This is a genomic window from Streptomyces sp. NBC_01298, from assembly GCF_035978755.1.
GTDB lineage: Bacteria > Actinomycetota > Actinomycetes > Streptomycetales > Streptomycetaceae > Streptomyces.
Genome location: NZ_CP108414.1, coordinates 2,284,607 through 2,299,162 on the forward strand (window position 1 = coordinate 2,284,607; position 14,556 = coordinate 2,299,162).

Consider the following 14,556-nt stretch of genomic DNA (forward strand, 5'->3'; position numbering starts at 1 on the left):
GTGCCGCCCCGGATCGACATCCCCGCCTACACGAAGGGCGTACTCGACGGGAAGCGCGCGTTCATCGCGCGCGCCATCACCCTCGTCGAGTCCACCCTGCCCGCGCACCGGGCCCTGGCCCAGAGCCTGTTGACGGAACTCCTGCCCCACGCGGGGCGGGCGCGCCGGATCGGCATCAGCGGGGTCCCGGGCGTCGGGAAGTCCACCTTCATCGACGCCTTCGGCACGCTGCTGACAGGCCTCGGCCACCGGGTGGCGGTCCTGGCCGTCGACCCGTCCTCCACCCGTACGGGCGGCTCCATCCTGGGCGACAAGACCCGCATGGAACGCCTCTCCGTGGACCCCGCGGCCTTCGTCCGCCCGTCGCCCTCGGCGGGCACGCTCGGCGGGGTGGCGAAGGCGACGCGGGAATCGATCATCGTGATGGAGGCGGCGGGCTACGACGTGGTCCTGGTCGAGACGGTGGGCGTCGGCCAGTCGGAGACCACGGTCGCCGGCATGGTCGACTCCTTCCTCCTGCTCTCCCTCGCCCGCACGGGCGACGGCCTCCAGGGCATCAAGAAGGGCGTCCTGGAACTGGCCGACGTCCTCGCCGTCAACAAGGCGGACGGCCCGCACGAGCGCGACGCGAAGTCGGCGGCGCGCGAACTCTCCAGCGCCCTGCGCCTGATGCACCCGGCCGACGCCGCGTGGACCCCGCCGGTCCTGACGTGCAGCGCCCGGGAATCCACGGGCCTGGAGGAGGTCTGGAACCGCCTGGAACAACACCGCCGACTCCTGGAAGCGGGCGGCCGCCTGGCGTCGAAGCGCGCGGCCCAGCAGGTGGAGTGGACCTGGTCGATGGTCCGCGACGAACTCCTCGAACGCCTCCGCTCGAACCCGGCGGTACGGGACCTGGCCCCGGCCCTGGAATCAGAGGTCCGGGCGGGCACCCTGACCCCCACCCTGGCGGCGGACCGGCTGTTGGCGGCGTTCACGGACTCCTGAGAGAGCACTTGCAGCCTCGCCGGCGCTATTTTTAGCCCCGTCGGCGTTTGAGGCGCGGGGTCCGGGGCGGAGCCCCGGGAAACGGAGAAAGGGCGGGGCGGGGAGCAAGCCCCGCGCAGCGGCACCCCCGACCCCGCCCCGGAATCACGCACCCCGAGCCCGACCCGCCAGGGTCAGGCGGCAACCAGCACAGGGCCACCGGTGGCCAGCACCCGCCGGAGCACCCGTACCCGCTCCTCCGCCTCTTCCTCGGCGAGCAACGCAGCCAGCACCGCGACCCGCGCCTGCGGCGCCCGCAGCGTCCCCGTCGGCACGGCCCCGGCCGCGACCAGGTCCACCGCACCCCCGTGGGTGTAGATCTCCGTCACCGGCCCGGCCGCGACCCGCGTGGTCAGCGCCACCAGCACGCCGTCCGCGACGGCCGCCTTCACCGCGTCGACGACCTCCGGCGTCGCGTTCCCCGCGCCGGTCCCGACCAGCACGATCCCCCGCGCCCCCGCCGCCACCGCGGCGTTCAGCAGCACCGCGTCACCACTCACGTGGTGCACCACGACATCTACCCGCGGCGGCCCTGCCGGGTCCTGCGGCATCGCCGGCAACGGCAGCGGCTCCGGCCGCACCGGCGTCCGCAGCACGGTGACCTTGCCGAATCCGACCTTGCCCAACAGTTCCTTCGACGGGTCGGCGAACGCGTCGAGCGCCACCGCCTGCGCCTTCACGGTCCCCCGGGCCGCGTGCACCCGCCCCGCGAACGTGATCAGGACGCCGAGCCCGCGCGTCTTCGACGCGGTCAGCAGGGCATCGTAGAGATTCCCCGGACCGTCCCCGTCCGCCGCCCCCATGGGCCGCTGCGAGCCGGTGAAGACCACGGACCGCGCATCATGATGATGAAGATCCACCAGGAACGCCGACTCCTCCAGCGTGTCCGTGCCGTGCGTGACCACGACCCCGTCCACACCCGGGTCGGCGAGCACCTCGTGCACGGTCCGCAGCAGGGTCAGCTGGTGCGCGGTGGTCAGCCGGGGACTGTTCACACTGAACAGATCGACGACCTCGACGCTCACGCCCTCGGGCAGCGGCGCGGTGGCCATGACCTCCGCCCCGTCGGCATCGGCCGCGAAACCGGAACCCTGCCAGCGGCTGGCTATCGTCCCGCCCGTACTAATGACGACGATGCGTCCCATGACCCCGACCCTTCCCTCACACAGTCCGAAACGGCCCGTACAGATTTTCTACAAACGGCAATGGTAGGCCGATCTACGCGCAACGCGATTGCTATCTCACCCACCCTTGCAATAAAACATGCGTGATAATTGCGCAATGGACGCGATCGACAAAGAAATCTTGCGCGAGCTTCAGGCGGACGGCCGGCTCAGCAACCAGGAGCTGGCCCAGCGCGTGGGCCTCACCCCCTCCCCCTGCATGCGGCGGGTCCGCCAGCTCGAAGAGGAAGGGATCATCCAGGGCTACCGCGCGGTGATCTCCCCCGAAGCCGTGGGCCGCGGCTTCGAGGTCCTGGTCTCCGTGGAGGTCCGCCGCGACCGCGAGGCCGTGGAAGCCTTCGAAGCCGCCCTCCAGGACATCCCCGACATCATCGAGGCCTACCGCCTCTTCGGCAGCCCCGGCTGCCTCCTGCGCATCGCGGTGGCGGACCTCCGCGCGTACGAACGCCTCTGGATCGAAAAACTCACGGCCCTCTCGGGCGTCACGGAGGTCAACTCCCAGATCATCATGAAACGCATCAAGGAACCCACGGGCCTGCCGGTCTGAGGACCGGGACAGGGATCAGTCGCCCTTCGGCAGGCTGGCGTACGAGAAGGTGCACGTGACCGTCCCGTCGGCCACGGGCACGAGGCGCACCTGCTCGGCCGGCATCTGTACGGACTTCCCCGCGGCCTCGTCCCACAACGAGACCGTCCCGCCGGCCTCCCCGAAGGAGACGTACGGGCGCTCGGGGCGCAGGACACCGCCCCGGGTCCCGAGCTTCGCCGCGGGAACGGTGGGCTCGACGCAGGTCCACTCCGGCTCCACCCCGAAGTACGCGGGCAGCTCCGCCCTTCGGGCCACCGCAGCGCGGAAGTCCTTCACCGCGTCGCCCACCGATCCCAGCACCACGCCGGCGCAGAACACCACCACCAACGCCTGCGTGCCGACGTACAACGGGACCCTGAACCGGTCGGCGGGACCGACACCCGGCACGTGGACGTGCTTCGCGATGCCCCACAGGGCCGGCACGATCAGGACGGAGCTCAGCAGGATCATGAGCTTGGCCGCCGACACGGCCTGCCAGATCACGGGCACGTCGAGGTCCGGGGGCACCAGGTCGAGGTGGTCCGCATACATCGCGTGAAGCACCGATCCGGAAGACACCACGAGCGACGCCGCGGCCGCGAAGACCAGCGGCACGGCCCAGGTGAGCCATTCGCCCCACGTCCACTGCCGGACCAGGAGCCACATGCCTGCGGCCGTCGCCCATACGGTGACGGCCAGCAGGATCTCCCCCGGGGTCCAGCTCCGGTTCTCCCCGGCGCCGAGGAAGATCGCGAGGATGTACGCGGCGGCCATGCCCCAGGCGGCGAGGCCCTCCCCGCGGCCTCCGGCCGCGAACAGGCCGTACACCAGCACGACTCCCGCGAGGAAGCACAGGACCGCCGCACCGGCCCACACCCACGCCCACGCTCCGCTCTGCTGCCGGGCGACCACGGCCCAGAAGGTCAGGGCAACGAGCCAGGCGCCGAGACGGTACGACCTGCGGCGCATGTCGTCCGCGCGGCGGGGCACGAAGTGGCTGCCCACCGCCCGGTGGGCCACCCGCACGTCCGTGGCGGACCCGGGAGCGGCACCACCGGACGGCTCCATGCGCGAGAGCCGGCGGGCCTCGGAGGCCGTACCCGTCACCACCGTGCCGGTGTCGTGGTGTCCGCGCCACTCCGTGACGCCCGCGCGCGCCAGCGCCGCCGCGCGCCGCAGCTTCGCCATCGGCGTCAGGGACCTCGGGACAGGCGCGCGGAGCGGCCGGTGGGCCGTGGTGTGCGCCCACCAGGCGATCAGCATCTCCCGGTCGCGGTCCATCGGCTCGCAGCGCCGGGCGTACATCTCCAAGCGCCTCGCCCGCGCCAGGCGCTCGACCTGCCAGACCGCGGCCCGGGCGGTACGCCGGTTGCTGGCTCCGAAGAACCGCACTTCGACGGAGTACATCCGCGCCGAGGCATCGACCCTCAGCACGCCTCGTGACGCTCCCTCACCCCGTGCGAACGAGGTGACGACCGGCCAGTCCCGTTCGCCGAAGGCCCGTTCCGCCTCGTCCCAGTCGCGCTGCCCGCCCCGCACCTCGATCAGCACCAGTACCCGCTGGTCGTACCGCTTCCCCTGCACAGGCCCGCCCCCTCACCCCGCATTGACCGGTCGGCGCATGCACGGTTAGGCTTACCTAAGTCAGCTGTGGTGCGACTCCTGGCCACCTGCTTTGCCCCCTGTACATGCGCGTTGCCCTCAACGGGAGTTGTACTACCCATGCTGTGTACGAGGCTGACGAACGCGAACATCCTCACCATGGACCCGGACCGGCCCTTCGCCCGGGAGCTGGGGATCTGGCGGGGGCGGATCGTGGGGTTCGACGAGGAGGTCGCCTCGTTGCCCGCCCGGGAGGTCGTCGATCTGCAGGGGGCCACCGTGCTGCCCGGGTTCATCGACAGTCATGTGCACCTCGCCTGGGCCGGGCTGAAGCAGAGCACCCCGAGCGTCGCCCCGTGCGAACGGGTCGAGGACGTGCTGGCGGTGGTGGCCGGGGCCGTGGCGCGCTCGGTGGGTGGGGACGGGGCCTGGGTCGATGTCATGGGGTACGACCAGCGGGCGCTCGGGCGGCATCTGACCGCCGCCGAGCTGGATGCGGTCAGCCACGGGCGCAAGGTGTTCCTGATGCACGACTCGGGACACGCGTGTGTGGTCAACAGTGCGGTGCTGCGCATGCTGCCCGACGGGGTTCCGCATCAGGACGGCTTCCTCGCCGAGGCGGCCATGACCGCCGCGCGGCGGCTGCGGCTGCCGTACGGGCAGGACGAGATCGCCGATGCCGTCGAGCGTGCGGCACGGACCTGCCTCGCCGAGGGCGTGACGGCCGTCGCCGAGGCGGGCATCGGGGGCGGGCTGCTCGGGCACAGCCCGGTGGAGCTCGGCGCCTACCAACTGCTGCGGGACCAGGGGAGGCTGCCCCTGCGGGTGCAGCTCATGCCCGCCGGGGACGTGTTGCGGCCGCGCGAGGTGCACCGGGAGGACGGCATTCCCCGGGCTCTGGACCTGGGGATGCGCACCGGGTTCGGGGACGACTGGCTGTCGCTGGGCGCGCTCAAGATCTACACCGACGGCGGGATGATGGCCCGTACGGCCGCGCTCACGGCCCCGTACGCGGGCACGGACCACACCGGCCAGCTCCAGGACGATCCCGAGCGCCTCACCCGGCTGATCGTCGACGGCCACCTCGGCGGCTGGCAGCTCGCCGTCCACGCCATCGGGGACCGCGCCGCCGACCTCGCGCTCGACGCGCTGGAAGAGGCCCAGCGGCTGAGGCCCCGGCCGGACGCGCGGCACCGGATCGAGCACGCCGGGCTGATCCGCCCCGACCAGCTCCCGCGCTTCGCGCGCCTGGGCGTCAGCGCGGTCGTCCAGCCGGCCTTCCTCCACTCCTTCGGGGACGACTACGCGGACGTGATGGGTGAGGAGCGGGCTCCCTGGATGTACCGGGGGCGCGGGTTCCTGGACCACGGGGTGACCCTCGTGGGGAGTTCCGACCGGCCGGTCACGGACGGGGCCCCGCTGCGGGCGATCCAGTTCATGGTCGAGCGCGCCTCCGCCTCCGGCCGGCCGATCGGGCCGGACGAGGCGATCACCGTCGAGGAGGCGCTGCGCGCCTACACGGTCGCCGGTGCGTACGCCTGCCGGTGGGACGACCGCGCCGGCAGCCTCACCCCGGGGAAGCGGGCCGACCTGGTCGTCCTGGGCGACGACCCGCGATCCGTCGATCCCTCCCGGATCAGCGGCATCGAGGTCGTGGCGACGTGGGTCGACGGAAACGAAGCTACGGACAAAGGAAAGTTGTGATCAGTGCTGTGATCGGTCAAGCGAACGTCCTGGAACGGTTCTCCCCCCTGTGGGAGGTGCCCGAGATGCCGCCGCGCTGGGTGATCTGGCACGCGGGCGCGGGTGACTCCTTCGTGTTCGACCGGGAGTTCAACATGCCCGTCGACGTGGACGACGTCCTTCTCGGGGAGGTCCTGTGCCGGATGCGCGAGGCCGGAGCCCCGGAGGGCGAGGACTACCCCGGCCGCCCGTGCGGATGACGGCCCCGGCCGACCTGCCCCTGGACACCGAAGCTCCGGGCCGGCACTGGCTCAGCTCTCCCGGACCGGGGCTGTGGGCCGTGCGCGTGAGCCTGTACGCGGATCGGGCGCGGGAGTGGGAGGGGATGCTCGACGACGGCGAGCGGGCCCGGCTCCAGGGGCTCAGGCGCGCCGGCGACCGTGACCAGTACCGGGTCGCCCACGTCGTGCTGCGGCAGTTGCTCGGCGACCGGCTCGGACGGGATCCGGCGCGGGTGCGGTTCTTCCGCGAGCCGTGCCCCGGCTGCGGCGGGCCGCACGGCCGGCCCGCGGTGGTCGGCGTACCGCTGCACTTCTCGCTGTCCCACGCGGGGGACGCCGTGCTGCTGGCCTTCGCGGACGACCCGGTCGGCGTGGACGTCGAGCGGCGGCCGGCCCCCGCGCTGGCGGCCCAGGTCGCCTCCGAACTGACGGAGGTACTCCATCCCGCCGAGCGCGCCGAGCTGTCGGCGCTGCCGGCCGGCGAGCGCCCCGCCGCGGTGGCCCGCTGCTGGTCCCGGAAGGAGGCCTACCTCAAGGGAGTCGGGATCGGCCTCGGCGGGAACCCGGCCCTGACCTACGTGGGGACCGGCCCCGCCCCCTCGGATCCGCCGGGATGGACCGTCGCCGACGTGCCCGCCTTTCCCGGATACGTGGCCGCACGCGCGGTCCGTACGGGGCGACTTGGCCCCGATGGCTAGGTAAGGCTAACCTTACCTCGATCGTTCCGCCGGGAGGCCCCGCCCCCGTACCCGCACACGGCGGAACCGAGGAAGGAACACCTTGACCACGGCCACGCTGCCCCCTGCCGCCGCGCACGCCACTTCGACGCCCCGCGCCCACACCCACGCGCACGCACCCGCCCCCCGGTGGCACGAGGTCCCCGAGTTCACGGTGCGCCCGGCCCGCCGGGACGATGGTCCGGCGCTCGCCGCCCTCTCCCGGCCGTTCGCCCGGGCCGGGGCGCTGCGCGAGCGCCCGCTCTCGCTCTACCTCTCCCGCGCGTCCGACTTCCTCGTCGCGCAGGCGCCCGACGGAACCCTCGAAGGCTGTCTCGGCCTGCGCGAACACCCCGTCGCCGCCGGCGTGCTGTACAACTTCTGCGTCGCGGCCCACCGGCAGGGCACGGGGATGGGCGCCCGCCTGCTGCACGCGGCCTTCGCCAGGGCCCGTACGCGCTCCCTGGCCACGCTGTTCACGGCCACGACCGGCAGCGGCCGCCTCTTCCTCGGCCACGGGTTCCGCCCGGCCTCCCCGAGCCTGGCACCGGCCGACTGGGCGCAGTCCCTGGACCCCGCCCGGGGAGCACGGGTCCTGGCCCGCGCCCTGTAGACGGCCGCGGACGACAGAGGGGCGGGTCCCTTGTGGGACCCGCCCCATGTCGTACCGCCGACCGGGCCTACGCGGCTTCGAGGATCGCGGGCAGCGCCGCCAGCAGGGCGTCGGCACGCTCCTGCGGCAGTGTCAGTGCCGGAGCCAGCCGTACGACGTCCGCACCCGCCGCGTTCACGAGGAACCCGGCGTCCTGCGCGGCCCGCTGGACCCGCGCGGCGACCGGCTCGGCGAGGGCGATGCCCAGGAGCAGACCGGCGCCCCGCACTTCACGGACCAGGGGGTGGTGCAGGGCCTCGACGCCGAGCCGCAGCCGCTCCCCCACCCGCGCGGCGTGGGCCAGCAGCCCTTCCTTCTCGATGGTCTCCAGGACCGCGAGCCCGGCCGCGCACGCGACCGGGTTCCCGCCGAAGGTGGAGCCGTGCTGACCGGGGGTCAGCAGTCCGGCGGCCGCGCCGAAGGCGACCGTGGCGCCGATCGGCAGGCCGCCGCCCAGCCCCTTGGCCAGGGTGATCACGTCGGGCTCGGCTCCGGGCTCCGCCTGGTGCGCGAACCAGTGGCCGGTGCGCCCGATCCCGGTCTGCACCTCGTCCAGGACGAGCAGGGTTCCGGTGGCGCGGGTGATCTCGCGGGCCGCCCGCAGGTAGCCCGGCGGCGCCGGGACCACTCCGGCCTCGCCCTGCAGGGGTTCCAGCACGACCGCGGCCGTCTGTTCGGTGACGGCCGCGCGGAGCGCCTCCGTGTCCCCGTAGGGCACGTGCGTGACCTCCCCGGGCAGGGGCAGGAAGGGGGCTCGCTTGGGCGGCTGGCCGGTGAGGGCCAGGGCCCCCATGGTGCGCCCGTGGAACCCGCCCTCCGTCGCGACGAGGTGCGGGCGGCCGGTCCGGCGGGCGATCTTGAAGGCGGCCTCGACCGCCTCCGCGCCCGAGTTGGCGAAGAACACCCGGCCCGGCCTGTCCAGCAGGGCCAGGAGCCGTTCCGCCAGCGCGACGGCCGGCTCCGAGACGAACAGGTTCGACACGTGGCCGAGCCGGGCGACCTGCTCCCGCACGGCCGCGACCAGGGCCGGGTGGGCGTGCCCGAGGGCGTTGACGGCGATCCCGCCGGTGAAGTCCGTGTACGCGCGGCCGTCCTCGTCCCAGACCGTGCTCCCCTCGCCCCTGACCAGGGCCAGGGCGGGGGTGCCGTAGGTGTCCATCATCACCGCGCGCCAACGGTCGGCGAGCGGGGCCGTCGTGGTGCGGTCGGCGAGCGCGGCCGTCGTGGTGCGCCCGTCGGGCGTCGTCGTACGGTCGGTGGTCACGCGCCGCCCCCCTCGCCGCCCGGGCCCCGCGGGCCGGGCTCGTCGTCCGGCACCACCGTGGTGCCGGGTCCGTCCTCGGTGAGGACTCCGCGCAGCAGCGCGTGCGGCGCCCGGCCGTCGATGACCTGCGCCCGGGCGACGCCGGCCCGTACGGCGCGCAGGCAGCCCTCCATCTTGGGGAGCATGCCGCTGGCGAGCTCTGGGAGCAGGGCGTCCAGTTGGCCGGCCGTGAGGCGCTCGATCACCTCGGTGCTGTGCGGCCAGTCCGCGTACAGTCCCTCGACGTCGGTCATCACCACCAGCCGGTCGGCCCCGAGGGCGACGGCCAGGGCCGAGGCCGCGAGGTCGGCGTTGACGTTGTAGACCTGGCCGTCCTCGCCGCGCGCGACGGGCGAGACGACGGGGATGCGGCCCTGTTCCAGCAGTGCGGCGATCGCGCTGCCGTCCACGCCGACGATGTCGCCGACCTGGCCGATGTCCACCGGCCGGCCGTCCACCCAGGCCGGGCGCCGTACCGCGGTCATCGTGTGGGCGTCCTCGCCCGACAGGCCCACGGCGAACGGCCCGTGGGCGTTGATGGCCCCGACCAGTTCGCGCTGGACCTGACCGGTGAGCACCATGCGCACGACGTCCATCGTCTCCGGCGTGGTCACCCGCAGCCCGGCCTCGAAGCGGACCTCCAGGCCGAGCCGGTCGAGCAGTGCGCTGATCTGGGGCCCGCCGCCGTGGACGACGACGGGCCGCAGGCCCGCGTGCCACAGCTCCACGACGTCCTGGGCGAACGTCCGCTGCGTGGACGGGTCCACCATGGCGTTGCCGCCGAACTTGACGACGACCGTCCGCCCTTGGAGCTGCTCCAGCCAGGGCAGGTCCCGGGGGGCCGGCACGGTGGCCGGCGTCCGCGCCGACGTCCGTGCCCGCGTCGTCTCCCTCGTCATCTCGGCCCCGTTCACGAGCTGTAGGCGCTGTTCTCGTGCACGTACTCGGCCGTCAGGTCGTTGGTCCAGATCACGGCCGAGGAGTCGCCGGAGCGCAGGTCCACGGTGATGGCGATGCGGCGGCCGGACAGATCGGCCTTGTCCCGCGACTCTCCCCCGGCGCCGTCCCGGCACACCCAGACGCCGTTGATCGCCACGTCCAGCCGATCCGGGTCGAAGACGGCCGAGGTCGTGCCGATCGCCGACAGCACCCGGCCCCAGTTCGGGTCCTCGCCGTGCAGCGCGCACTTGAGGAGGTTGTTGCGGGCCACCGAGCGGCCCACCTCCACGGCGTCCGCCTCGGAGGCCGCGCCGACCACGGACACCTCGATCTCCTTGGAGGCGCCCTCGGCGTCCGCCACCAACTGGAGCGCCAGATCCCGGCACACGGCGTGGACGGCCGCGGTGAGTTCCGCGTGCTCGGGCGTGATGCCCGAGCTGCCCGAGGCGAGCAGCAGCACGGTGTCGTTGGTGGACATGCAGCCGTCCGAGTCCACCCGGTCGAAGGTGGTGTTCACCGCCTCGCGCAGCGCCGCGTCGAGCACGTCGGCGCTCGCGTCGGCGTCGGTGGTCAGGACCACCAGCATGGTGGCGAGGCCCGGGGCGAGCATCCCGGCGCCCTTGGCCATGCCTCCCACCGTCCAGCCGGGGCCGGTTGCCACCGCCGTCTTGTGGACGGAGTCCGTCGTCTTGATCGCGACGGCGGCCTCCTCGCCGCCCTCGGGCGACAGCCGGTCCGCGGCGGCGGCGATACCGGCCGTCACCCGGTCCATCGGCAGCCGGACACCGATGAGGCCGGTGGAGCACACCGCGACCTCGTCGGCGGCGGTGTCCACGGCCAGCGCGGTGCGCTCCGCCATCGCCCGGGTGTCCTCCGCGCCTCCGGGGCCCGTACAGGCGTTCGCGCCACCGGAGTTGAGGACGACGGCGGAGATCCGGCCGTCGGCGAGCACGCGGCGGGACCAGCGTACGGGCGCGGCCTGTACGCGGTTCGAGGTGAAGACACCGGCGGCGGCGCGCGACGGCCCCCGGTTCACCACCAGGGCCAGGTCCGGGTCACCGGACTCCTTGATGCCGGCGCGCACGGCGCCGGCAAGGAATCCGCGGGCGGCGGTCACACTCACGGAGCCACTCCATTCATGGGCAGGCCCAGCCGTTCCGGCAGGCCGAGGGCTATGTTCATGCTCTGCACCGCGCCACCGGCGGTGCCCTTCGTCAGGTTGTCGATGGCGCTCACGCAGATCAGCCTGCGGGCGTCCGGGTCCACGGCGATCTGCACCTGGGCGGCGTTCGAGCCGAGGACGGCCGCGGTGGTGGGCCACCGGCCGGGCGGCAGCAGCCGTACGAACGGCTGGTCGGCGTAAGCGGCTTCGAACACGGCGCGCACCTCCTCCTCCGCGAGCGTCTCGGCCGCCGGGCTCAGACGGGCCGAGCAGGTGGCGAGGATGCCGCGCGGCATGGGGGCCAGGGTGGGCGTGAAGGAGACGGTCACGGGCGCGCCGGCCGCGCGGGACAGGTTCTGGGCGATCTCCGGGGTGTGCCGGTGGCCGCCGCCGACTCCGTACGGGCTCATGGAGCCCATGACTTCGGAGCCGAGGAGCCGCGCCTTGAGCGCGCGTCCGGCGCCGGAGGTTCCGCTGGCGGCGACGATGACGGCCTCGGGCTCGACCAGGTGCGCCGCGTAGGCGGGGAACAGGGCCAGGGTGACGGCCGTGGGGTAGCAGCCGGGAACGGCGATCCGGGTGGCACCCTTCAACTCGGCTCGGACACCGGGCAGTTCCGGCAGCCCGTACGGCCAGGTGCCGGCGTGGGCGGTGCCGTAGAACCGCTCCCAGGCCGCCGGGTCCCGCAGCCGGAAGTCGGCACCGCAGTCCACCACCAGGATGCCTGGCTCCAACTCGGCGGCCAGGGCGGCGGATTGACCGTGGGGCAGCGCGAGGAACACCACGTCGTGCCCGCGCAGGGACGCGGCGGAGGTGTCCAGGAGGATCCGGTCGGCGAACTCCGGGAGCTGGGGCTGTACGGACCCCAGCGGACGCCCCGCACTGCTGTGCGCGGTCAACGCGCCGATCTCCACGCCGGGATGCGAGCTCAGCAGGCGGAGCAGCTCCCCGCCGGCGTAGCCGCTGGCACCGGCCACCGCGACCCGTACGGTCATGTTCTTCCGCTCTCTCTCGGTTCGTTGGGCGATCCAGCGGCGGCCGACCGCGGGCCGGACCCGCGGTCGGGCGCCGAAGGGATGGACTCAGGCATCCTTGCGCACGTCCGGGGACCCTCCGGCGAGCAGCAGCTCGCGGAGCAGGGTCCCGGTCGTGCACACCACCGCGCTGCGGGCGGCCCAGCGCAGGGCCATCGCGTGCTCCTCGGCGGAGAAGTCGGCGATGGCGTCGGCGACCACGAAGGGCTGGATGTCGTTCATGAAGGCGTCCGCGGCCGTCAGGAGGACGCCGAGGTGGGCGTGGATCCCGCAGACGATGAGCTGGTCGCGCCCCTCCGAACGCAGCAGTCTCCCCAGGTGGCTGCGGAGGAAGGCGTTGTGGCGGACGTTGGCCAGCACGCGCTCGCCGGGGCGCGGGGTGAGCGGCGGGACGATCGCGGCGGCGTCGGTCCCGTCGTCGTCGATGCCCGGCCCCCAGACGTCCGCGGCGAGGCCGCGCCGGCCGGGCGACTGGGCGGCGGGCTCGGCGGTGAACACGACCGGTATCCCGAGTGCCGTGGCGAGGGCGCGCAGAGCCGCGATGTTCTCCACGAGTTCCACGACCGGGGACCGGTCCGTCGGGAGTTCCCCCACGAAGTGGTTCTGCATGTCGTGGACCAGGAGTGCGGCGCGGCCCGGGTCGATGGCCCAGGACGCACAGGAGGGGGGCAGGGAGGCCCGGTCGGGCATGGCGTAGGAGCCGATGGCCGGCAGACCCATGACGATCCCCTCCCCCTGATGCCGTGCGTGCGGTCCCGCGCAGCACCGTGCAGTTAGCTTAGCCTAACCTAACCATCTGGAGTTCCATCCCGGACGCGACGCGGCCCCGGACATGCCGCGGCCCCGGACACGCCGCGAGCGCGGCGTGTCCGGGGCCGTCCCGGTCAGGCTTCGACGGCCGCCGCGAGGGACTTGGGGCGGAGGTCGGTCCAGCTCGACTCGATGAACTCCAGGCACGCGTCGCGGGTGGTCTCCGCGAGGGCGACCGCCCATCCGCCGGGAGCGTCGGCGAAGGACGGCCAGAGGGAGTGCTGACCCTCGTCGTTCACCAGAACCAGGAAACGACCGTCGGCATCGTCGAACGGGTTGGTGCTCATACTGGGGTTCCTCCAGGAGCCCGATGGGACGGCGGCCGGCGTCGGTGTGCGGCGCGTGGCGCGCGCGGTCCGGCCGTGGGCGCCGTGCCCGTGGGGAAGGTCGATCGGGAATGAAGAGAGCCAATCACTTAGGTTAGGCTCGCCTAATTATAGAGCTTAACGTTTCCCCTTCCCCCTCACAAGGAGGCACCGGTGCCCGCACTCGAACGGATCCTGGCCGAGGACGGCTCGCAGAGCCCCTTCGCCGCGTTCGGCCTGCCCAACGCGCCCGGCACCGATGAGTTCTGGGCGGCCGCGGCTCCCGCGTCCGCGCCTTCCGGTGACGGCGGTTGGGTCACCCTGTTCCTGTGGCGCGGCAGCCCGACGGTCATCGATTTCGAAAGCTGGTCGGATCCGGTGGCACTGCTCCGCTGGCGCGACACGGACTGCTGGTACGCCGAAGTGCGCATGCCCGCGCGGCTCCGGGTGACCTACCGGTTCCTCGCCGATGACGGATCGTCGTACCCCGATCCCCTCAACCCCCTCCGGGCCGGCGGCGAACGCTCCATCGTGGCCACCCCGGACGCTCCGCCCCAGCCGTACTGGCCCGCCGTGGGCGCCGACGACGTACTGCCCCTGCCGCGCACCCGGATCCGCTGGGCGAGCGAACGGCTCGGCGGGAAGCGCACCGTACGGGTCCATCCCGTGGGCGGCGGCGGCCCGGTGGTGCTGCTGCTCGACGGGGACGACTGGCTGTACCTCCACCCGGCCATGACGGCCTTCGACGCCGCCTTCGAAGCCGGCGACATGCCCCCGGCCACGCTGGTGTTCCTGCCCGTCAAGGACCGGCAGGCGGAGTTCGGTTGCCGGCCCGAGCTGTGGGAGGCGGTACGGGACGAACTGCTGCCGCTGGTCGCCGACAGCGGGGTGCCCGCGGACCTCGGCCGGCTGGTGGTCGCCGGGCAGAGCCTGGGCGGTCTGAGCGCGCTGTACGCGGCGACGGAGTTCCCGGAGCTGGTGTCCCGGGTCGCCTGCCAGTCGGGGTCCTTCTGGTGGACCCCGGAGGCCTCGGGCCTCCCGGACCCGCTGGGCGGTCCGCGCGGCGGCGCCATCGCGGCCCGACTGCGCGAGCGCCCCGCCCCGTCCGGACTGCGGATCGCCTTCGACCTGGGCGAGCACGAGACGCGCATGCGCCCCCACTGCGAGCTGGTCGAGGCGCTGACGGAACAGGCCGGTGCGACCGTACGGGTCTCCCGGTCCGCGTCGGGCCACGACCGTGCGGGCTGGCGGCAGGCCCTGCTCAGGGACGTGGCCTGGGCACTGGCCTGAC

The 14,556-nt window shown here is 73.5% G+C and carries 15 protein-coding genes; 7 read left to right on the plus strand and 8 right to left on the minus strand.

The features are described from left to right. Nucleotides 1–987, plus strand: coding sequence for a methylmalonyl Co-A mutase-associated GTPase MeaB (gene meaB, locus OG730_RS10255; protein ID WP_327303956.1), 987 nt, complete (start codon nucleotides 1–3; stop codon nucleotides 985–987). 173 nt (nucleotides 988–1,160) lie between these two features. On the opposite strand, the gene OG730_RS10260 is transcribed toward meaB, so the two are convergent. Beyond that, complete coding sequence (locus OG730_RS10260) at nucleotides 1,161–2,171, minus strand: asparaginase (RefSeq protein ID WP_327303957.1); 1,011 nt, start codon at nucleotides 2,169–2,171, stop codon at nucleotides 1,161–1,163. 136 nt (nucleotides 2,172–2,307) lie between these two features. Between OG730_RS10260 and OG730_RS10265 the strand changes: the two genes are divergently transcribed. Continuing rightward, entirely contained in the window at nucleotides 2,308–2,757 is a 450-nt protein-coding gene (locus OG730_RS10265) for an Lrp/AsnC family transcriptional regulator (protein ID WP_327303958.1), read from the plus strand. Nucleotides 2,758–2,772: 15 nt separating this feature from the next. Here the strand turns inward: OG730_RS10265 and OG730_RS10270 are convergent, their stop codons facing one another. Then, on the minus strand, nucleotides 2,773–4,362 hold the full coding sequence (locus OG730_RS10270) for an NnrS multi-domain protein (RefSeq protein WP_327303959.1): 1,590 nt from the start codon (nucleotides 4,360–4,362) through the stop codon (nucleotides 2,773–2,775). A 138-nt stretch (nucleotides 4,363–4,500) separates the two neighbouring features. Here OG730_RS10270 and OG730_RS10275 point away from each other — a divergent pair, with 138 nt between their 5' ends. From OG730_RS10275 to OG730_RS10290, 4 genes are all read left to right on the plus strand, one after another. Next, nucleotides 4,501–6,084: an amidohydrolase gene (locus OG730_RS10275; protein ID WP_327303960.1), complete on the plus strand. Its 1,584-nt coding sequence runs from the start codon at nucleotides 4,501–4,503 to the stop codon at nucleotides 6,082–6,084. A gap of 8 nt (nucleotides 6,085–6,092) precedes the next feature. Continuing rightward, a complete protein-coding gene (locus OG730_RS10280; RefSeq protein ID WP_327303961.1) occupies nucleotides 6,093–6,323 on the plus strand; it encodes a hypothetical protein in 231 nt (76 codons plus the stop codon). After that, nucleotides 6,320–7,042 (plus strand): 4'-phosphopantetheinyl transferase family protein, encoded by a 723-nt coding sequence (locus OG730_RS10285; protein WP_327309207.1) that lies wholly within the window; start codon nucleotides 6,320–6,322, stop codon nucleotides 7,040–7,042. The genes OG730_RS10280 and OG730_RS10285 overlap by 4 nt, the downstream gene beginning before the upstream one ends. Before the next feature lie 82 nt (nucleotides 7,043–7,124). Further along, entirely contained in the window at nucleotides 7,125–7,673 is a 549-nt protein-coding gene (locus OG730_RS10290) for a GNAT family N-acetyltransferase (RefSeq protein ID WP_442814870.1), read from the plus strand. 67 nt (nucleotides 7,674–7,740) lie between these two features. On the opposite strand, the gene OG730_RS10295 is transcribed toward OG730_RS10290, so the two are convergent. The 6 genes from OG730_RS10295 to OG730_RS10320 form a co-directional block, all read right to left on the minus strand. After that, nucleotides 7,741–8,976 carry an acetylornithine transaminase gene (locus OG730_RS10295; RefSeq protein WP_327303962.1) on the minus strand — a complete coding sequence of 412 codons (1,236 nt, stop codon included), beginning with the start codon at nucleotides 8,974–8,976 and terminating at the stop codon, nucleotides 7,741–7,743. Further along, complete coding sequence (gene argB / locus OG730_RS10300) at nucleotides 8,973–9,914, minus strand: acetylglutamate kinase (protein ID WP_327303963.1); 942 nt, start codon at nucleotides 9,912–9,914, stop codon at nucleotides 8,973–8,975. The genes OG730_RS10295 and argB overlap by 4 nt, the downstream gene beginning before the upstream one ends. A gap of 11 nt (nucleotides 9,915–9,925) precedes the next feature. After that, nucleotides 9,926–11,077 (minus strand): bifunctional glutamate N-acetyltransferase/amino-acid acetyltransferase ArgJ, encoded by a 1,152-nt coding sequence (gene argJ, locus OG730_RS10305; protein ID WP_327303964.1) that lies wholly within the window; start codon nucleotides 11,075–11,077, stop codon nucleotides 9,926–9,928. Further along, complete coding sequence (gene argC / locus OG730_RS10310; RefSeq protein WP_327303965.1) at nucleotides 11,074–12,111, minus strand: N-acetyl-gamma-glutamyl-phosphate reductase; 1,038 nt, start codon at nucleotides 12,109–12,111, stop codon at nucleotides 11,074–11,076. The genes argJ and argC overlap by 4 nt, the downstream gene beginning before the upstream one ends. Before the next feature lie 87 nt (nucleotides 12,112–12,198). Continuing rightward, on the minus strand, nucleotides 12,199–12,870 hold the full coding sequence (locus OG730_RS10315; protein ID WP_327303966.1) for an isochorismatase family protein: 672 nt from the start codon (nucleotides 12,868–12,870) through the stop codon (nucleotides 12,199–12,201). Between the two features lie 164 nt (nucleotides 12,871–13,034). Then, nucleotides 13,035–13,247 (minus strand): MbtH family protein, encoded by a 213-nt coding sequence (locus tag OG730_RS10320; RefSeq protein WP_327303967.1) that lies wholly within the window; start codon nucleotides 13,245–13,247, stop codon nucleotides 13,035–13,037. A 192-nt stretch (nucleotides 13,248–13,439) separates the two neighbouring features. On the opposite strand from OG730_RS10320, the gene OG730_RS10325 reads away from it, so the two are divergent. Then, on the plus strand, nucleotides 13,440–14,555 hold the full coding sequence (locus OG730_RS10325) for an alpha/beta hydrolase-fold protein (protein ID WP_327303968.1): 1,116 nt from the start codon (nucleotides 13,440–13,442) through the stop codon (nucleotides 14,553–14,555). Nucleotide 14,556: the final 1 nt, after the last annotated feature.

Excerpts from the sequence above, each read along its gene's own strand:
- OG730_RS10260 (WP_327303957.1), bottom strand. The coding sequence starts at position 2,171 with ATGGGACGCATCGTCGTCATTAGTACGGGCGGGACGATAGCCAGCCGC.
- OG730_RS10265 (WP_327303958.1), top strand. The coding sequence starts at position 2,308 with ATGGACGCGATCGACAAAGAAATCTTGCGCGAGCTTCAGGCGGACGGC.
- OG730_RS10275 (WP_327303960.1), top strand. The coding sequence starts at position 4,501 with ATGCTGTGTACGAGGCTGACGAACGCGAACATCCTCACCATGGACCCG.
- OG730_RS10285 (WP_327309207.1), top strand. The coding sequence starts at position 6,320 with ATGACGGCCCCGGCCGACCTGCCCCTGGACACCGAAGCTCCGGGCCGG.
- argB (WP_327303963.1), bottom strand. The coding sequence starts at position 9,914 with ATGACGAGGGAGACGACGCGGGCACGGACGTCGGCGCGGACGCCGGCC.
- argC (WP_327303965.1), bottom strand. The coding sequence starts at position 12,111 with ATGACCGTACGGGTCGCGGTGGCCGGTGCCAGCGGCTACGCCGGCGGG.
- OG730_RS10315 (WP_327303966.1), bottom strand. The coding sequence starts at position 12,870 with ATGGGTCTGCCGGCCATCGGCTCCTACGCCATGCCCGACCGGGCCTCC.
- OG730_RS10320 (WP_327303967.1), bottom strand. The coding sequence starts at position 13,247 with ATGAGCACCAACCCGTTCGACGATGCCGACGGTCGTTTCCTGGTTCTG.